At 31.7% G+C, this 20242-nt stretch carries 11 protein-coding genes; 2 read left to right on the plus strand and 9 right to left on the minus strand.

Annotated elements, in window-relative coordinates; genetic code table 11:
• Window position 1: 1 nt before the first annotated feature.
• Window positions 2-1309: an amidohydrolase family protein gene (locus J3S90_RS14955; protein ID WP_210646855.1), complete on the minus strand. Its 1308-nt coding sequence runs from the start codon at window positions 1307-1309 to the stop codon at window positions 2-4.
• A gap of 101 nt (window positions 1310-1410) precedes the next feature.
• The gene (locus J3S90_RS14960) at window positions 1411-4401 is read right to left on the minus strand and encodes an amidohydrolase family protein (RefSeq protein ID WP_210646856.1); all 2991 of its coding nucleotides are present in this window, start codon (window positions 4399-4401) and stop codon (window positions 1411-1413) included.
• A gap of 272 nt (window positions 4402-4673) precedes the next feature.
• Here J3S90_RS14960 and J3S90_RS14965 point away from each other — a divergent pair, with 272 nt between their 5' ends.
• Window positions 4674-6209 (plus strand): YifB family Mg chelatase-like AAA ATPase, encoded by a 1536-nt coding sequence (locus tag J3S90_RS14965; RefSeq protein WP_210646857.1) that lies wholly within the window; start codon window positions 4674-4676, stop codon window positions 6207-6209.
• A gap of 59 nt (window positions 6210-6268) precedes the next feature.
• Here the strand turns inward: J3S90_RS14965 and J3S90_RS14970 are convergent, their stop codons facing one another.
• The 7 genes from J3S90_RS14970 to J3S90_RS15000 all read right to left on the minus strand — a co-directional run bounded on the left by J3S90_RS14970 (window position 6269) and on the right by J3S90_RS15000 (window position 18429).
• Window positions 6269-7582 carry a DEAD/DEAH box helicase gene (locus J3S90_RS14970; protein WP_188051596.1) on the minus strand — a complete coding sequence of 438 codons (1314 nt, stop codon included), beginning with the start codon at window positions 7580-7582 and terminating at the stop codon, window positions 6269-6271.
• Window positions 7583-7826: 244 nt separating this feature from the next.
• Window positions 7827-8690: a KPN_02809 family neutral zinc metallopeptidase gene (gene ypfJ, locus J3S90_RS14975; RefSeq protein ID WP_210646858.1), complete on the minus strand. Its 864-nt coding sequence runs from the start codon at window positions 8688-8690 to the stop codon at window positions 7827-7829.
• Between the two features lie 79 nt (window positions 8691-8769).
• Window positions 8770-12780, minus strand: a complete 4011-nt coding sequence (locus J3S90_RS14980) for a PAS domain S-box protein (protein WP_210646859.1) — start codon at window positions 12778-12780, stop codon at window positions 8770-8772.
• A 128-nt stretch (window positions 12781-12908) separates the two neighbouring features.
• On the minus strand, window positions 12909-13691 hold the full coding sequence (locus J3S90_RS14985; protein ID WP_210646860.1) for a DUF2189 domain-containing protein: 783 nt from the start codon (window positions 13689-13691) through the stop codon (window positions 12909-12911).
• Between the two features lie 864 nt (window positions 13692-14555).
• Complete coding sequence (locus J3S90_RS14990; RefSeq protein WP_210646861.1) at window positions 14556-15884, minus strand: aldehyde dehydrogenase; 1329 nt, start codon at window positions 15882-15884, stop codon at window positions 14556-14558.
• Between the two features lie 100 nt (window positions 15885-15984).
• Window positions 15985-17493 (minus strand): FMN-binding glutamate synthase family protein, encoded by a 1509-nt coding sequence (locus tag J3S90_RS14995; protein WP_210646862.1) that lies wholly within the window; start codon window positions 17491-17493, stop codon window positions 15985-15987.
• A 150-nt stretch (window positions 17494-17643) separates the two neighbouring features.
• Entirely contained in the window at window positions 17644-18429 is a 786-nt protein-coding gene (locus J3S90_RS15000) for an NYN domain-containing protein (RefSeq protein WP_188051602.1), read from the minus strand.
• 495 nt (window positions 18430-18924) lie between these two features.
• Between J3S90_RS15000 and J3S90_RS15005 the strand changes: the two genes are divergently transcribed.
• Window positions 18925-20187, plus strand: coding sequence for an aminotransferase class I/II-fold pyridoxal phosphate-dependent enzyme (locus J3S90_RS15005; RefSeq protein ID WP_188051603.1), 1263 nt, complete (start codon window positions 18925-18927; stop codon window positions 20185-20187).
• Window positions 20188-20242 lie beyond the last annotated feature (55 nt).

Raw genomic sequence — 20242 nt, forward strand, 5'->3', positions numbered from 1 at the left:
TTTATTTTTGATTGTATTTTTTTTTGTACCTGTCGTTCAACTTTGTTTGATGCGTTTCTAAACTAATCATTCTACCTTGAATAAAGGCATTAGTCAATTTGTTAGTTCTCATATCTAATGCGTCTCCTTCAGAAATGAATAATGTTGCATCTTTTCCTTGCTCTAAGGTACCACATTGCGCATCAATTCCAAGTAATTTAGCCGTATTTGAAGTAATTAATTTTAATGCTTCCTCTTTATCAAGTCCATAAGCTGCGCAAGTTCCGGCTAAGAAAGGTAAGTTTCTTGTATTCATTCTTTCGTGAGATCCACTATTTTCTAAACCTACTACAACGCCTTTATCGGTCAATAATTTAGCAGCTTTATAAGGCAAATCAATATCATCATCATCATTTTCTGGCATTTCATGTACTCGTCTAAGAAAAACACCTACATTGTTTTTTTGTAATAGCTCACCAACCTTGTAGGCTTCATAACCTCCAACTATAACCATTTTTTTAATGCCGTTTTCTTTAGAAAATTGAACCGCATCTGTAATTTGCTTTTCATCATTTGCATTAATGAATAGTGTTTGACTTCCGTCGAATAATCCTTTGGTAGCTTCAAGGACTAAATTTCTTTCTTTAGAACTAGCCCCTAAATACGCTTTAGCATCAGCCAGAAAAGAGGCTAATTCAGCAATTTGCTTACTATAATCTTTATTTGCTTCAATCCCCCCAGGTTCAAACCAAGAGCCACTTCTTTTAAAAGTAGCAGGGAAATTCAAGTGAATCCCATCATTTTCTTTTATCAAAGCATCTTTCCAGTTCCAGGCATCCAATTGAACTATTGATGAGGTACCAGAAATTCTTCCTTCACGAGGTGTTATTTGTGCCATCAAAATGCCGTTTGGTCTTACTGTCTCTATTACTTTAGAATCTGCTGTATAAGCAATAATACTTCTAATGTGTGGCTTCATTTCACCAATTTCTCCTTCGTCATCAGATGATTTTACGGCATCAATTTCAACCAAACCTAATGTAGAATTTGGTGCGATAAATCCTGGATAAATGTGTTTTCCACCCGCATCAATTGTAATGTCGTAAGCATCTTTAGCTAAACGAATTAAGGTAGCATCGGCAACTAAGTTTATTTTTCCATCCACAAATCCTATAGCGCTATTTTCTATAACTTTGCCATTTCCTAAATGGGCTGTAGCATTCATAATCAAAACTGATTTTGATTGTGCTGCAGCAGGAGTTTGTTGCGCTTTTGTCAGTATTGATATGCTAAATACCAATAGTAAAAGATATATTTTTTTATTCATCATATTTGTTTTTTATTATTGCTTCAATAATTTTAAAGCTTTAGTAAGATTTCAATTCAGTTGCATCTGGTGTAAAGAGAAAAACTAAAATTTTAATTCAGTATTTACTCTTCCATAGTATCACAATGATAGGCTACTTTTTCTGTTTTTTTAGGTTGTTGAGTAGTCATTCCTTTGTTCTTTTCTTGTAGCAACTGACCAATTAATTCGTTTCGTTCTTTTGCAATAGCAATTCTATTTTCTTCATCTTTCTTACTATCATAATAAACAACACCTTCAATTAAGGTTTTTTCAGCTTTTGCATAAATAGATAGCGGATTATTATTCCATAATACAACATCGGCATCTTTACCTACTTTTATACTTCCTACTTTATTGTCGATGTGCAATAATTTTGCTGGATTTAATGTTACAAATTTCCAAGCATCTTCTTCAGAAATATTACCATATTTAACTGCTTTGGCAGCTTCTTGGTTCAACCTTCTTGACATCTCAGCATCGTCAGAGTTGTAAGCTACTACAATTCCAGCATTGTGCATTATAGGTCCGTTAAAAGGAATTGCATCGTTTACTTCAAACTTATAAGCCCACCAATCCGAGAAGGTCGAAGCTCCCACGCCGTGTTCTTTCATTTTATCGGCAACTTTGTAACCTTCTAGAATGTGCGTAAAAGTGTTTACTTTAAAGTTAAATTTATCTGCTACATTCATTAACATCAAGATTTCTGATTGTACATAAGAGTGACAAGTAATAAAACGCTCCTTATTTAATATTTCGGCTAAGGTTTGTAATTCTAAATCTACTCTTGGTGCTTTTTCTTTTCCTTTTTTACCGCTTGAATTGTATTTTTTCCAAGCTAAATCATATTCTTTTGCACGTTGAAAATAATCTGTAAAAACTTGTTCGACTCCCATTCTGGTTTGAGGGAAACGAGTTGGATTTGTAATTCCCCAATTGGCTTGTTTTACATTTTCTCCTAAAGCAAATTTGATAAATCCGGGTTGGTCTTTATAAAGCATTTCTTCTGCCGATGCGCCCCATTTCCATTTTACAATTGCTGAGCGTCCACCAATAGGATTTGCTGAACCGTGTAATAAGTGAGAAATGGTTACTCCTCCTGCTAGATCTCTGTAAATATTAATATCTTCTGAGTTTACAACGTCTTGAATAGTTACTTCCGCACTTGAGTTGTGTCCGCCTTCATTTACTCCATTAGAAATAGCAATGTGAGAATGTTCGTCAATAATTCCACTTGTTAAATGCTTTCCTTTTGCATCTATAATAGTTGCAGAAGCATCCGAAATGTTTTTTCCGATAAAGGCAATTTTTCCGTTTTTAATTAACACATCTGTTTCTTCTAGAATACCTTCTTTTTCATTCGTCCAAACAGTAGCGTTTTTAAAAAGTAAAGTCTGAGCTTGTGGTTTCTCTAAATTACCATAGGCAACATTAGGAAAAGTAATAGGCATAAGTCTATTGTTCTTTTCTACTTTGGTTGAATCTGCTGTTTTTACAAAAGGAGCTGTTTTTGTGGCAGTCCATTTTACTTCTGAACCGTTAAATAAAACTGCTTTCCCAGAAAGATCTTGTGTGTTTTCAACATATCCAATAAGTCTTGTAAAATTGGTTTTTAACGTGTCATTAGGTTTTACAACCGTTGAAAGCCAATTATTAGACATCGTAAGTTTTGATTTAATTTTTTTAGAATCTGTAGTGGTGATTTCTGATTTTGGTGCAGCAATTTCTCCATCTATTTTCCATTTAAATTTCTCATTATCAATAGTTAAATCATAATTACCACGAATATCTTTAGTAGTCATGTCATTAACTACGAATTTATTTCCTTGAACCCAGTTTTCGTATAGCGTGGTTTTCTCATCGAAAATTTCGCCAGATGTAATTACAAAATTCGCTAAACTACCTGTTTTTAAAGTTCCTATTTCGTTACTTTTCCCCAAAATAGCGGCAGGGATTGTAGTTAAGGCTTCAAGTGCTTTTGTTTTGTCAAAACCATATTTAATGGCTTTCAAAAGATTGGTTCTAAAATCTTCTATTTTCTTTAACTTATCCGTAGTTAAAGCGAATACAATACCATTATCCGAAAGTATTTTTAGGTTAGTTGGTGCTTGATTCCAGAAACGCAAATCTTTCAATTCCATTTGATCGGCTTGATTTGGATCTGAAACATCATAAGCTGCAGGGAAATCGATTGGAATGATAAATTTAGCATTCGTTTTTTTGATTTCTTGAATTCTTTCAAATTCATTTCCGTTTCCTTTCAGAACGTAATTTAAACCAAATTCTTTTGCTATTTTAGAAGCTCTTAGACTATTCAATTTATCTTCTGAAGCAAATATTTGTATTAATTTTTCATTATTAGACAATGCTTCTAATGATAAATCTTTATTTGTCGCATTTCCTTTTTTGTACCAGTCTAAATCAAAATACATTTGACGTAATAAGGCCATCATTCCCATTAAGGAACTAGGATAGGCTTGGTTTGTAGTAGGACTTTTGGTAAAGGCAAAATGATTGGTTATTTTGTCCGATAACAATTGACTGCTTTTATCAAAGTTATTTAACGCTATCAATGTACCCGTTCCGCGGGCAATTCCGTTTGGAACGTGAGAACCTACAACTCCAAAACCTGCTTTTAATAGTTCTTCTGCTTTCTTTTCATCATAGGTGAAATTTTCATACGCATTCACTTCAGAACGAATACTTTCATTCCAATAGAAACCAGTTCTTTTAGTATCGTATAACGGATTTCTTTCTGTATTTCTTTTCGGTTTTTCAATTCCAAAACTGGAATACATATCTATAAAGGAGGGATAAATTGATTTTCCTTCAAGGTTTACAGTTGTGCAATTTTTAGGGATTTCAATATTTGTTCCTGTTGCAATTACTTTACCATTTTGTACTATTAGTGTTCCTTTTTCAATAACTTGAGTCGGTGAAACATAAATTTTTGCGTTGGTAAAGGCGGTAAAATTTGTGTTTTTGTTTGGTACGCCTTCATTATTAGGAAAATATTCCTGTGCGTAAATTTTTGGCAGTAAAAAACTGAAAATGAGTAGAAGTAGGGTTTTTTTCATAATATAGTTTTGTAATTAATTCCTAAAAGTATTAAAATGTTAATGTTTAACCAATTATTTTTTAATAATTACTGTAAAATTTTATTTAAAAATGCACATATTGTATTTATTTACTTTAAAACACCTTTATTTATACAGTAATTATAATAAAATACTAAATTTATACCATAGTTTAAATTTTAAAAAAGATCAATTTAATCAATTTTATATTTTGAAAGATTTGTACTAATAATTAAAAATTTTAGTTATTTTTAGATTCAAAATAAGAAACTATGCTAATTAAAGTTTTTGGAAGTGCTGTTTTTGGGGTTGAAGCCACAACAATAACCGTTGAAGTAAATATAGACAAAGGCATTGGATATCATTTAGTTGGTTTGCCAGATAATGCGATTAAAGAAAGTAGCTATCGAATTGCAGCCGCATTGAAAAATAACGGCTATGCTATGCCAGGAAAAAAAATCACTATAAATATGGCTCCTGCCGACTTACGTAAAGAAGGCTCTGCTTATGATTTGACTTTAACGATAGGAATATTAGTAGCATCAGGTCAAATAAAAGCAGATGAAGTAGATAAATATATTATTATGGGCGAGCTTTCGCTTGCTGGGAGTTTGCAACCCATTCGTGGTGCTTTACCAATTGCAATTAAAGCTAAAGAAGAGGGCTTCAAAGGTTTTTTTCTTCCAAAACAAAATGTAAAAGAAGCAGCGATTGTGGCTGGTATTGATGTTTATGGCGTTGAGAATGTGCAAGAAGTCATTGATTTCCTTGAAGGAAAAGGCACTCTGGAACCCACAACGATTGATACGCGTGCCGAATTTTATAAGACTTTAGACTTTCCTGAATTCGATTTTTCTGATGTAAAAGGACAAGAAAGTATCAAACGGTGTATGGAAATTGCGGCAGCCGGAGGTCATAATATCATTTTAATAGGCCCGCCTGGTGCAGGAAAAACAATGTTAGCCAAAAGATTACCTAGTATTTTGCCACCAATGACTTTGCGTGAAGCCTTAGAAACTACAAAGATTCATAGTGTAGCTGGAAAACTGAAAGAAGTAGGCTTAATGAATCAACGTCCGTTCCGCAGTCCGCATCATACTATTTCAAATGTTGCTCTTGTCGGGGGAGGAAGTTATCCGCAGCCAGGAGAAATTTCGATGGCGCACAATGGGGTTTTATTTCTGGATGAATTGCCAGAGTTTAAACGCGATGTTCTTGAAGTAATGCGCCAACCATTAGAAGATCGCGAAGTAACGATTTCGAGAGCTAAGTTTACTGTTACTTATCCATCGTCATTTATGTTGGTGGCAAGTATGAATCCTAGTCCAAGTGGCTTTTTTAATGATCCAGATGCACCACAAACCTCTTCTCCACATGAAATGCAACGGTATTTAAGTAAGATTTCAGGACCTTTATTGGATAGAATTGATATTCATATAGAAGTGACTCCAGTTCCTTTCGAAAAATTATCAGATGATCAAAAAGCAGAAAGTAGTGTAGCGATTCGTGAAAGAGTAACGGCAGCGCGTGAAATTCAAACCGCACGATTTGAACAAATGGAACACATTCATTATAATGCTCAAATGAATACCAAACACATTCGTGAATATTGTGCGCTTGATGATGTTTCTAAACAATTACTAAAAACAGCGATGGAGCGACTCAATCTTTCAGCTCGTGCCTATGATCGTATTTTGAAAGTAGCTAGAACGATAGCTGATCTTGATGCAGCACCAACAGTTATTTCGAGTCATATAGCTGAAGCGATACAGTATAGAAGCTTAGATCGTGATGGTTGGTTGGGTTAATTATAAAAAAAAAGTCCACGGTTTAAAACGTGGACTTTTTTTTTTGACAATATTCTTTATTAACTTCTTCGTTCGTTAGAACGTCTATCGTTACCCGCACTTGGGCGTCTCGGACCAAAACTATTATTACTTCTAGTGGTATTTTCTGTTTTAGTTGTATTGGTAGACTTTGGAGTTCTTGGAGTAGAATTTCGTTGTTGTCTTCCTTGTCCTTGTTTTATCGGTTCTTTTGAGGCATTAGGATCTGGTTCAAATCCTGCGATTTGTTCCATTGGCAATCTAATTCCAATCAATTTTTCAATATCTCTTAAAAAAACAGTTTCATCTGGACTGAATAAAGAAACAGCTTCTCCACTTGCTCCAGCTCTTCCGGTTCTACCAATTCGGTGAACGTAATCTTCTGGAATATTAGGTAATTCAAAATTGACAACATGGGGTAATAAAGGAATATCTAAACCACGAGCAGCAATATCAGTTGCTACTAAAGCAGTTAAACTTCCATCTTTAAAACCAGCTAATGCCTTGGTACGCGCACCTTGGCCTTTATTACCATGTATAGCAGCTGCTTTGATTCCGGATTCAATCATACTTTCACAAAGTTTATTTGCGCCTTGCTTTGTACGTGTAAAAACTAAAATTTGCTTCCAGTTTCCTTCTGTAATCAATTTAATTATTAGTTCTGTTTTTTTCTCTTTGGCAACCGGATATACTTTTTGAATGATAGCATCAACAGTAGTGTTTTCTGGAGTTGCTTCCACTTGAACGGGATTGTGTAAAATACCCATTGCTAATTTCTTGATGTCTCTAGAAAATGTAGCCGAGAATAGTAAATTTTGTCTTTTTGAAGGCAATACTTTCAATATGCGCTCAATATCTCTTAAGAATCCCATATCCAGCATTCTGTCCGCTTCATCCAAAACTAAGATTTCAACTTTTGCAAGAGATATTAAACCTTGATTTTGCAAATCGATTAAACGACCTGGAGTGGCGACTAAAATATCTACACCTTGACGTAGTTGTGTTACTTGTGGGTTTTGGTTGACACCTCCGAAGATAACAGTACTTTTCAGGTCTAAAAACTCACTATATTCTTTGATATTAGCAAGTATCTGTGCTGCTAATTCTCTTGTGGGCGTTAGGATCAAAGCACGAATAGGTCTATGTCTTAACTGTTGACCTTGCGATAATAATTGTAAAATAGGTAATGTAAAACCGGCTGTTTTACCTGTTCCTGTTTGGGCAGATGCTAAAACATCTTTTCCTTCTAATACGGGTGGAATTGCTTTTTGTTGTATTGGGGAAGGTGTTGTGTATCCTTTTTTGCTGATTGCTTTAAGTAAAGCATCAGATAATCCTAATGAGCTAAATGACATAAATGGTGTTTATGAAGCAAACACAATTAGTTGGTTTACTTCTTTAATTTGGCGCAAAGGTAGTGCTAATTTTCCGATGTTTTTTTTTTGCTATTATTTGTTTGTTTATAATGCCAATAGAAGTTCTCCTCTCCTTGTGAATTTGAATTACAATACTTTATTAATGCAATATTTGCTTTGGTTAAAACCAAAAAAAAACCGGGTAATAATGCCCGATTTTATAATTATTTGTCTGCTAAACCATTTATCTTATTTCTGCAAATGTGTCTCCTTGCTTGATATCTCCTGTTTTATAACCTTTCATAAACCAAGCTTTGCGTTGAGCAGATGTTCCATGGGTGAATGATTCTGGAACAATATGTCCTTGAATTTTAGCCTGAATGGCATCGTCTCCTACAGCTTGAGCAGCGCTTAGAGCTTCATCTATATCTCCTTCTTCTAGGAAATTATTCATTTGTTGATTATAATGCGTCCATACTCCAGCATAAAAATCAGCTTGTAATTCTAATGCTACAGATAATTTATTGGCTTCAGCTTGACTTTTGCCTTGTTGCATTCGTCTCATTTTATCAGAGGTTCCTAATAAGGTTTGAACGTGATGGCCTATTTCGTGTGCAATCACGTAAGCTGTTGCAAAATCTCCTCCTTGAGCACCAAACTTTGTTTTTAGTTCTTCAAAAAACGCTAAATCCATATAGACTATCTGGTCACCAGGACAATAAAAAGGTCCCGAATCAGAAGTAGCATTTCCACAAGCTGTTTCTACTGCATTTTGAAATAGAACTAATTTAGGGTTTTTATATTGTAAGTTGTTTTCTTGAAATATTTTTGACCAAACATCTTCATTATCGGCCACCAATGTTTTTATGAATGCTTGATCTTCAAGTTCTTTGGCGGTTAAATCTCTTTGTTCCCTAGGAGTACCTTGTTGTCCCTGATTCATTTGTTCTAAAATGGGAGTAAGCATTTGACCATTTTCTCCTCCAAAAACATTTAATAACAAAATAACAATACCGATGATTCCACCGCCTACAATTGTCTTTCCTCCTGACGACATTCCTCTTCTGTCTTCTACGTTATCACTTTGACGTCTGCCGCTCCATTTCATAAATTAATTTTTTTGTTTGTTAATAAGCTTTGTGTTTATAAAACTACATAATTTTAAAGAATAAAAATATTTTTTTTGGTTACAGAACCCATTTTTGGATGGTTTCTTCAATAATACCCTTAATAATTGGTTTCGGAATGTAATCATTCATTCCCGCTTCAATACATTTATCTTTTTCTTCTCTCTCTGTGCCTGCAGTTATTGCAATAATAGGAACATTTGCTTTAGTTTTAGATTGACGAATTATTTTTGTTGCTTCATAACCGTTCATCACTGGCATTTGAATATCCATAAAGACAATATCAGGATTAATGTTTTCAATTTGCTCTACAGCATCTTTTCCATTTATGGCTTCAAATACAGTGGTTTTTAAAGGTAAATTTTTAATAATCGTTTTTAAAAGCAACATGTTTACTTTATTATCCTCGACAATTAATACGGTAATATTTTTAGTTATACTTCGTACAATACTAATTTCATTTTCTATAGTATTTTTATCAGATTCAGTTGCAATGATACTTTCCGACAAGTCATTATTGGTTTGTATCTCTAAATCAAAATAGAAAATACTTCCGGTACCTACTGAACTATCTAGTTCTAACTGGCTACTCATTAAACCTAAAAGTTGGTTAGAAATTGTTAATCCCAAACCTGTTCCTCCAAACTTTCGTGTAGTCGAGCTATCTTCTTGTGAGAAGGCCTTAAATATTTTCTTTTTATTTTCTTCCAATATTCCTATCCCAGTATCAATTACCGAAAATCGAATTCTGTCTTTATTCTCATCTATTTTTTTAAGTAGAGTTACCTCTAATTTTATAGATCCTTTTTCGGTAAATTTTACAGCATTTGCTAAAAGATTAATTAAAATTTGTTTTAAGCGCACACTATCTAACCAAAAATATTTAGGAATGTTAGGAGCAATTATAAGTTCTAAATTCAGTTTTTTCTGGCTTGATTCATATAAAATAAGATCTATTACTTGGGTTAATAGTTCATGAATATCATTTTTCTCAATGTATAACTCTAATTTACCAGCTTCAATTTTAGAAAAATCAAGAATGTCATTGATAATATCCAGTAAAGAATGTGCAGATTGGTTGATGGTAGTCATGTATTTTTCTTGAATTTTTCCAAGATTCGTTTTCATCAACAAATCGGTAAAACCAATAATTCCGTTTAACGGAGTTCTTATTTCATGGCTCATATTGGCTAGAAATTCTGATTTCGATTTATTGGCTGCTTCTGCTAATTCTTTTTCTTGAACAACTGTTTCTGCTTTTTTTCGCTCCGTAATGTCGATAAATATACCTTCTAAGAAAGCAATTTTACCATCTTTATAAATAGTATCCCCAAATTCCTCTACCCAAATGATGTGTTTGTCTTTATGTACAATTCGATAAGTTAAGTGAATAGGACTTTTACTGTCAATCGCTCTTTTTTGAGCCGCTATTGTGTTTAATTTATCTTCAGGATGAATTAAATCAATGAATGATAATTCATTATCAATAAAACTTGATTTAGGATAACCGGTCAATTTTTCAATTTTATCGTTTATGTAAATCTTGGTATTGTTTTCATCGTAATTAGATAGATAAACAGTTCCAGGTATATTATTCGCTAAAAGTCTAAATTTCTCTTCACTTTCATATATTGCTGTTTCATTAGTGATGCGTTCAATAGAGGAGGCAATATTTCGAGCCAATGTTTGCAAGATGTTCACTTCATCTTCGTTCCAATGTTTTTCTTCTTGTGTATTATCAAATCCTAAAAAGCCATGAAATTTATTTTTAATGATAATTGGAAATAATATTACAGACACCACATCTAAACTTTCAAGTTTACTTCTTAACGAAACGTTTTTAATTTCTGAAATCCTAGATTCAAAGGGTTTATTATTTAAAAGTGGAGTAAGCAATTCCTCAAAAAAAGCGTGAGGAATATGTTGAAGATTAATATTATTTTCCGTTAATTTTTTATTGTGAATAATCCATCTGTATTTTTGACTTATTGTCTTTTGGTTATTATCATCTTCATAATAATAGGCTCTGTGTGACTTGGTTGCTTTTCCCATGATGATGAGAACATCTGAAAAAATTGCACTTATATCATTGCTATTCAAGAATTTCTCGGTACAGAGTGTCATTGCCGATAAAAGTTCACTTTTATATTCCAGTTTCTTTTCGGCATCGTAACGACTTTGAGAAATAACGGTTAACGAGATTAAATCGGATATGGTTCTAGCAAAAATAATATCATCATTGTCCCAGTTTTTATAATTTTCTGAGGTTTCAAAGCAAATGACTCCAGATAATTCTCCATTTATAAAAATTGGAATATCAAGTTGTGATTTAATGTTAAATTGTTCAAAATAGCTTTCTTTAAATTCAGAAAACTCTAATTTTTCTGAAACATCATACGCACTGATATGCGTGTTGTTTTGAATTGCTTCAAAATAAATAGGATAATTTTCCTTTGTTATAACATATCCTTTTGTATAGCTATCGGTCTCTAAATTATACTGATTTTCGCATGTTAATGTTTCTTTAGTATGTTTCCAATAACTAACTTGGTTACACTGAGTAACTTTAGCAGCAGATTCAATAATTTCCATAACACTAACGTCTAGGTTTTTATAATTACTGAAATTTGTGGTTGTTAGTTTTTTTATTGTTTCATTATATTCTTCGGTCTTTTGTTGGCGAATTCTATTTTCACGATCAATGTCTTTAAATTTGGTAACATCACGAGAAATACCAGAATAGGCAATTATTTTTCCAAATTCATTTTTTCGAATAATAACTTTTTGAGAGATCCACAGTTCAGTTCCATCTTTCTTTAATATTGGAAACTCAATTATAGGAAAATAATGATCACTTTCTAATGGTTTAAGATAAAAGTTGGTGATAACGACAATATAATCAGGTCTTATAAAAGAGGTGTAATTTTTGTTTATGATTTCATCATTTTGGTATCCTAAGGATTTGATCGTAAATTCATTTACAAAAGTAAAATAGCCATTCTTATCTACTTCAAAAATGATGTCAATCGCATTCTCAATTAAATCTTTATACTGATTTTTTATATGAATTTCACTCGTTACATCTTGGCCAATACCGATCAATAAATCATTAGAAAATTTTTTTTCATCCCATTGAAAGTATTTATAATCGCCATTGCTACATTTTACTGTTCTAATAAATACTCTGTCTTCTGTAAATTTTATATTATAATTTTTGTCGTAAAAATTAGTATTTTCTGCTTTTTCCCAATATCCTAATCCTAGCATATCATTCACGTCGTAACCCAAAATTGTTTTTACATTTTCACTACAAAATACAACTTCTCCTTTTTTATTGGTTGCGAGTATCAGTGAATTGCCTTTGTTTATGATTAAATCATTAAAATTTGATTTAACAGTGGTGTTTAACCACAATATATATTGAACATAATTGATGATTAAAATTACAAAACAATCAATAAATAAAACTAAAACAGTTTTTAATGGGACTAATTCAAAAACGAACAGAATCCAAAAATAAATAAAAACGGCAATTACAAAACCCCTATATAATTTTACAGATTTTAAAACGGTATAAGAAAAGTAGAACGTAGCAATAAAAGCGGTAATTGGAACTATATCAGATGTAGAATTGATAATATTTCGGCCAATTGAAACAAAATAAATTAAAAATAGTACTGTAAATATATTTTTAATATTTCTAAATATGTAGTTAGATTTAGTGCTAGCATAATAGATTAGGAGTAGTATGATTCCCAAACTGCAATTAATAATTAATAAACTTTGAGGTCTGATTTTTAAAAATTCTAGAGTAATTTCTAGAATTGGAAGAATAACTCCCAAAAATAAGATATAAACTTGATATTCTTTTTTCTCAGTAATAGTTTTGGTACTTTTTTCTATTAAACTACTTTTTAATCCTGTTTTAATTTTAATTATTCTATAAATTAAAAAAACAATTAAAATTGGAATTAAAACCATGAATAAGGTAGTAATAACAACAGAGTTTACTATTAAAAATAAAATTAATTCTTTGGTAGTACTGTATAAAGGACTAAAGTTAATTACCATAAATTTTATTTACTGAGTTGTGAAAATTAAATTTTGAAATAAGTTTAGCCTTCAATTTAAGAAATTATTTTAAAAAAGAACAAAGGTTAAGGTGTATTTCAACCTTTATTCTTTTTTAAAATTTGTTTTTAGCTTTTTTCTTGCAATTCAGTTTCGGTTTCAAACCCTATTATTTCACTGTAAATTGCATAATACAAAGAAGATAATACTGGATAAGTAAAGAAAATACCAACACAGCAACCTATAAATCCTACCAGTACACCAATAGAACACACTACCAGAAGTCCAAGTAAAACCCAAGGTTGTTTGGATACGATTACAAAACTAGCATTTATGGCTTCTATGGCTTTTAATTTTCCGAAAATAATAAGCGGTATCATCATGATGGTTAATAATGCAATAAGTATTGAAATTATCGAACTCAAAAAAGGTATTTTGAAGTACATAGTAACTATTCCAATAGCATTGCTTACTAATGAAAATAAAAATGTAGCGATAAACAATTCTGAAAAATAGGGAGCTTTATAGAATCCAAACATCGTTGAAACATGAAATTCCTCATCATTCTCTGCACAATAAGCCATTTTTATTAAACCTGCAATAAGCGGACTCAATAAAGCCGAAATTAAAACGCTAATTCCTGATATAATGAGTAGCGTGTTTAAGCTAAGATTTTCAAGATTTAAATTTTCAGGTTTTAGATATTCTGTAATTGCTGGAGCACCAAAAAATCCTATAAGAGTAGCAAAAGTAATGATGCTAAATAAAATAACACCCACAAAAATTATCAAACCTCCATACAACGCAATTTTTTTATAATTCTCAAATGTATGCTCAAAGACTTTACTAAAATCTAATTCGTATCCATTCTTTCTAATTTGTTCTAAGCGATTTTGTACGTTGGTTTTCATAAAGGTTCTGTTATTGGTTTTTAGTTTTTTTAATAATAATACTGAAATTTCTTCCGTTAATTTTAAATAATTTTAATTCTCTATGGAATTAAAATTACATTCATTTTTGTTGTAATCGGCAAATGTAATATTTTTTTAATTCTCATTGAATCAAAACATTCCACATAAACTAAGATTTCTCCTCCTATTATAAATAGTATTTTAATTTATACCACTCTATTTTATTTAAAAAAGAATCCAGAGAGATGAAAGTACAAATCAAATTCCTTTTATTCATCCAAACTTAAAGTTCTTGTTTTTTGAACCTTTAGATCGAGAATTTTTACTGTTTAATTCCAAGTTTTTTTTAAATAATCGCTATTTAATCAAGGAAGTTTATGAGCTATTTTTAATTTTTAAAAATTTAATCAAATTTAAAACGTCAATTTTATTTATGTTTTATATTGCTACTTAAGATTGTAATTGTAGTCTGACGTAATTAATAAGAAAAACTAGCATCAAGAACAATAACACCAAGAATTGGAACTTATTTACTCTTTTTGTTTCATATTTTTTTATAAAAATTCTGTCAATTATTAGTATCAAAATAGGTAATGTTAACCAAAGTAAATTTACCCAACCTTGCAGCCTATCGTTCATGCCGTTACTATTAATCATAATTGTAGATGTTACAATTATGATTAATAATGACAGTATGCTTAAAGTAAAAAAGAGGGTGTTTTTCAATTCTTTTTTTTGGTTATATAATTTTGATTTAGCATTACTGAGCAACATAAAACTGTTTAAACCCAAGTCTTAATATTAAACATTTGATTTAGCCAGAAATAGTTAATTTTGTCCTTTAAATAGCTTTTATCAATTTGTCTAAATCCATTTTAATACTTTTCGAATGGTTTTTAACTTATCATTATAAGGAGCATAACGCAAAGGCACATCAAGCCAAGTCCCTCGTTTTACAACACTTTTTTTATGTGAAAAAATATCAAAACTTAGTTTTCCGTGATATGCACCCATACCTGAATTTCCTACACCTCCAAAAGGGAGTCTATGATTTACCAAGTGAATAACTGTGTCATTGATACAGCCACCGCCAAAAGAGTATTTTTTTAAAATTTCGTCGGTAAAAGATTTATTTTGAGAAAATAAATATAAAGACAACGGTTTGTCAAATTGAGTTATAATTTTATCAATATCCTCTTTAGTTTCGTAGGAAAGAATAGGAAGCACAGGTCCAAAAATTTCTTCTTTCATTACTAAACTATCCATTGACGGTTGATCAAGAAGGGTAGGAGCCAAGTAAAGAGACTCTTTATTTGATTGACCTCCATAAATAATATTTTGATTTTCAATCAGATTTAATTGACGCTGCCAGTTCTTTAAATTAATTATTCTAGCAAAATCTGCAGATTCTTCTGGATTTTTGCCCAGTGCTTTCTCAATCTCCTCAATTAAAAATTTTGTAAAAGGTTGCTTTACTTTTTTATGTACTAAAATATAATCTGGAGCCACACAAGTTTGTCCTGCATTGATGATTTTTCCCCAAACAATTCTTCTAGCGCTCAGTTCTAAATTGGCAGTTTCATCAATAATACAAGGGCTTTTTCCTCCTAATTCTAAGGTAACTGGCGTTAAGTTTTCAGCAGCAGCTTTTGCAACAATTTTGCCAACACCAACACTTCCCGTAAAAAATATATAATCCCAACGCTTTTTTAATAATTCTGCTGCAATCGTTGCGTCTCCAGTTATTACAACTACCTCTTGTACCGGAAATGTTTCTCGTATAATTTTAGATATAATTGCCGATGTATTGGGTGTAAGTTCAGAAGGTTTTAGTGTCACTTTGTTTCCCGCAGCTACTGCAGCCACCAATGGACATAGAGCCAATTGAAAAGGATAATTCCATGGAGAAAGTATCAATACATTTCCATAAGGTTCACTATAGATATAATCCGATGAAGGGAAGTTCAGCAAAGAACCCCAAACTCTTTTGGGTTTTGCCCATGAATCAATATTCTTAATAGTCTCTTTTAAATCACTAATTACATAATTTGTTTCGGTTAAGACCGCTTCAAAAGCGGGCTTTTTAAAATCATCATACAAAGCTTTGATAATAGCATCTTCCTGTTCTATTATGATGTGCAATAATTTTTTTAAAGATTCTTTTCTGTTGTTTATTTCTGTTTTATGATTCATTTCAAGATTTTGTTTAAATTAAATAGAAGAACTCCTAATTAGTGAGTCAAGCTATTTTTAAAATTATATTTTTATAAGTTATATTAACTATTTAAATAATTTAATACCGAGTTACACTTTTTAAATTGTCAGGAAAATATAAGTCAGAAAGGTGTGAAAACTCATCACCGCGCATAAAAATATTAATATCTACTTCTGCAAAACTATTTTTTCCAGCGGCCGCTAGAAGTTCGTTGGCTGCATGCAAGGTGTTTTTATGAAAATGGTAAACACGCTCGTATTTATCGGCTACTACCAATCCTTTCATAAGCATTCTATCTTGTGTTGCTACTCCGGTAGGACAAGTGTTAGTGTTACATCGCAAGGCCTGTATACATCCCAATGAAAACATAAAACCACGGGCGCTATTGCAAATATCTGCTCCTAAAGCTACAGCTCTAAGTATGGAATAACCTGAAATTATTTTTCCGCTACAGATCACCCTAATTTTATCTCTGATGTCAAAAAAGACTAAAGTTTTATTAACGAATATTAATGCCGGTTCAAATGGCATTCCAACGCCATCACTAAACTCAAGCGGAGCAGCACCTGTACCTCCTTCGGCACCATCAACAGTAATGAAATCAGGATAACAGTTTTGGGTAATCATTTCTTGACAAATGGCTTCAAATTCAGACGTTTTACCAATGCATAATTTAAAACCTATGGGTTTTCCATTGGATAATAAGCGAAGTTGAGCAACAAATTCTATTAATCCTTTCGTATCTGAAAATGCGGAATGTCCTGGTGGAGAAAGAATCGTTGTATGCGGTTCTACCCCTCTTATTTTTGCTATTTCCTCTGTGTTTTTTGATGCAGGTAAAACTCCTCCATGACCAGGTTTTGCACCTTGAGAAAGTTTTATTTCTATCATTTTTACTTCAGGCAAATTAGCTTTTTCGGTAAATTTATCTTTATCAAAACCTCCGTTTGCGTTACGGCATCCAAAATATCCTGTACCAATTTGCCATGTAACATCGCCACCTTGCTGATGAAATTGAGTTAATCCGCCTTCTCCTGTATTGTGATAAAAATTTCCTTTACGAGCTCCTTTGTTTAGTGCAACAATTGCATTTTCACTCAATGAACCAAAGCTCATTGCTGAAATATTCAACAAAGAGGCAGAATAAGGTTGTTTACAGTCGGGACCTCCAACTAAAACACGAGGCAATTCTTCATTTACAACAGTTGGAAATATAGAATGTTTTATGCCTTCATAATTTGATTGGTTAATGTCTAATTGTGTTCCAAAAGGAGTGGTTGCGTCAATGTTTTTTGCTCTTTGATATACAATTGTACGTTGGTTTCTAGAGAAAGGTTTTCCATCAGTAGTACGTTCTATAAAATACTGCTGAATTTCTGGAGCTATCATTTCAAATAAATATCTAAAATAACCTAATACCGGAAAATTTCTAAGAATAGCATGTTTTTGTTGTATTGTATTGGCGTATCCTACCAGCAATATTAAGGTTAGAATAACCATAAAAACGAATCCAACATCATATAAAATATAGACAAATGTAGTTAGCACTAAAATAGATATTCCTATAATAAAAAATTTATTTCTCATTTCATTTTTTGTTTAATCCTCTAAAATACTAAGAAAATTAAATCTTTTTTTATTTTAAAGACTTTATTTATAAATATTTAATTCTTTTATAAAAAAAAAGCTCTTACTGTTTAGAAAGAAGCTTTTTATAATGCTGTTTTAAAAAATAGATTAACTGAAACGCAGGCGAACATAAACATGTTTAATTCCTTTTTTATCAGAATCTCTTTCATCTATTTCTAGGATTTCGGTTAATGATTTCAACATAGGAGTTAATTTTGCAAAGCCATAATTTCTAGGGTCAAATTCTGGTTTTCTTTTTACGATTAGGTTTCCAACATCTCCTAGAAACGCCCAACCATCATCATCACAAATATCCTCGATTGTAGTTTCTATAAGTTCTATAGTGTGTACGTCTACTTTATTTAATGATTTTTCGACTGGTTTTTCAACTGGTTTACCAATTGGTTTTTTAGTATCTGCAGTAGGTTTTTTAGCTTTTTTCTTAATAGCTCCATCTAAAACTTCGATGTAAATAAATCGATCGCAAGCAACAATAAAAGAATTCGGAGTTTTTTGCTCTCCTATACCAATTACTTTCATTCCTGATTCTCTCAAACGAATGGCTAATCTGGTAAAGTCAGAATCACTTGATACGATACAAAAACCATCTACTTTATCAGAGTATAATAAATCCATGGCATCAATAATCATTGCCGAATCAGAAGAATTTTTACCTACAGTATAGCTATATTGTTGTATTGGAGTAATAGCGTGTTCTAATAAAACACTTTTCCACCCTCCTGCATTAGGTTTAGTCCAATCCGCATAAATACGCTTAGTAGTTGGTGTTCCAAATTTAGCTATTTCTTCCATCATTCCTTTTACATTGCTGTAAGGAACGTTATCGGCATCAATCAAAACAGCTAATTTTAATTCTTTTGTATCTTGTGACATTTATATTCGTGTTGGTTTACTCTCAGATTTAGGGTAAAAATAAATATTTTAATTGGTATTTTTATTTTTTAAGTAGTAATTCTATTAACCAAATTATTAAAACATTTTTCGATTGAATTGACTTTCTTTTTTAATTTAATAGTAAGATTTTTGATATTTAACAATTTATAAAACTTTGCTGATTAGCGCTCTTTTAGAAAAATTAATTTGATAAAATTTAAATTTAAAGTGCATTTTTATGTTCTGTTTCTTCTAAATTTACAAACTGCAGGATTTTTTTTTAAAATTAAAGAAAGAAATTCCATTTAATTTTATGCCATTATCAAAGCGTTTGCAGTATTTTTTATTTTGATTATAAGATATAGTTTACATGAATATTACTGTTGCTTAGGATTAAATTTAGCATCGAAAAATAAATTTATTTTCAAGTCCTTTATACGATTTAAATAATTAATTTTGCAACTTCTTAAAATTAAAATTATTACTTAATATATTATGGTAAAAGATTTATTCGAAAGGATTCAAAACAATAAAGGACCTTTAGGAAAATGGGCTTCTCAAGCAGAAGGTTATTTTGTTTTTCCTAAATTAGAAGGAGAACTAGGTCCAAGAATGCAGTTTGGTGGAAAGGATATTTTGAACTGGAGTTTGAATGATTATTTAGGACTTGCTAATCACCCAGAAGTGCGTCAGGTTGATACTGAAGCAGCGGCTAAATATGGTGCAGCTTACCCAATGGGAGCTCGTATGATGAGCGGACAAACTAAATACCACGAGCAGTTAGAAAATGAATTGGCAGATTTCGTAATGAAAGAATCCGCTTATTTATTGAATTTTGGATACCAAGGAATGGTGTCAATAATTGATGCTTTAGTTACTAAAAACGATGTGATCGTTTATGATGTTGATGCTCATGCTTGTATTATAGATGGAGTTCGTTTGCACATGGGAAAACGTTTTACGTACCGCCACAACGATGTGGAAAGTATGGAGAAAAACCTGCAACGCGCAACAAAATTAGCTGAAGAAACTGGTGGAGGAATTTTATTCATCACAGAAGGTGTTTTTGGAATGCGTGGTCAGCAAGGAAAATTGAAAGAAGTTGTTGCTATGAAGCAAAAATATAATTTCCGTTTACTAGTTGATGATGCACATGGTTTTGGTACTTTAGGTAAAACTGGTGCTGGAGCAGGTGAGGAGCAAGGAGTTCAGGATGATATCGATGTTTATTTTTCTACTTTTGCTAAATCGATGGCAAATATTGGTGCGTTTGTAGCTGCTGATAAAGATATTATCGATTATTTAAAATACAACATGCGCTCTCAAATGTTTGCAAAATCATTGCCAATGATTCAAACTATTGGATCATTAAAACGTTTACAATTGTTGCGTGATAACCCAGGATTGAAAGATAAATTATGGGAAAATGTTAATGCATTACAAAGCGGATTAAGAAGTAAAGGATTTAATATTGGAGATACAAATACTTGTGTAACACCTGTTTATTTAGAAGGAAGTGTACCCGAAGCGATGGTTATGGTAAATGATTTAAGAGAAAACTACGGTATTTTCTTGTCTATTGTAATTTATCCTGTAATTCCAAAAGGAATGATTTTACTAAGAGTAATTCCTACTGCACCGCATACATTAGCAGATATTGATCAAACTTTAACTGCTTTTGAAGCCATTCGTGAAAAATTAGAAAACGGAACTTACAAAGAAATTGCTTCTAAAACCAAAGTAGATTTAGACGCTTAAATTTTATTAGTAAAATACCAAGCAGATTAATTTTATAAAATAAATTTTTAAAGCT

Source organism: Flavobacterium flabelliforme, from assembly GCF_017948675.1.
GTDB lineage: Bacteria > Bacteroidota > Bacteroidia > Flavobacteriales > Flavobacteriaceae > Flavobacterium > Flavobacterium pygoscelis.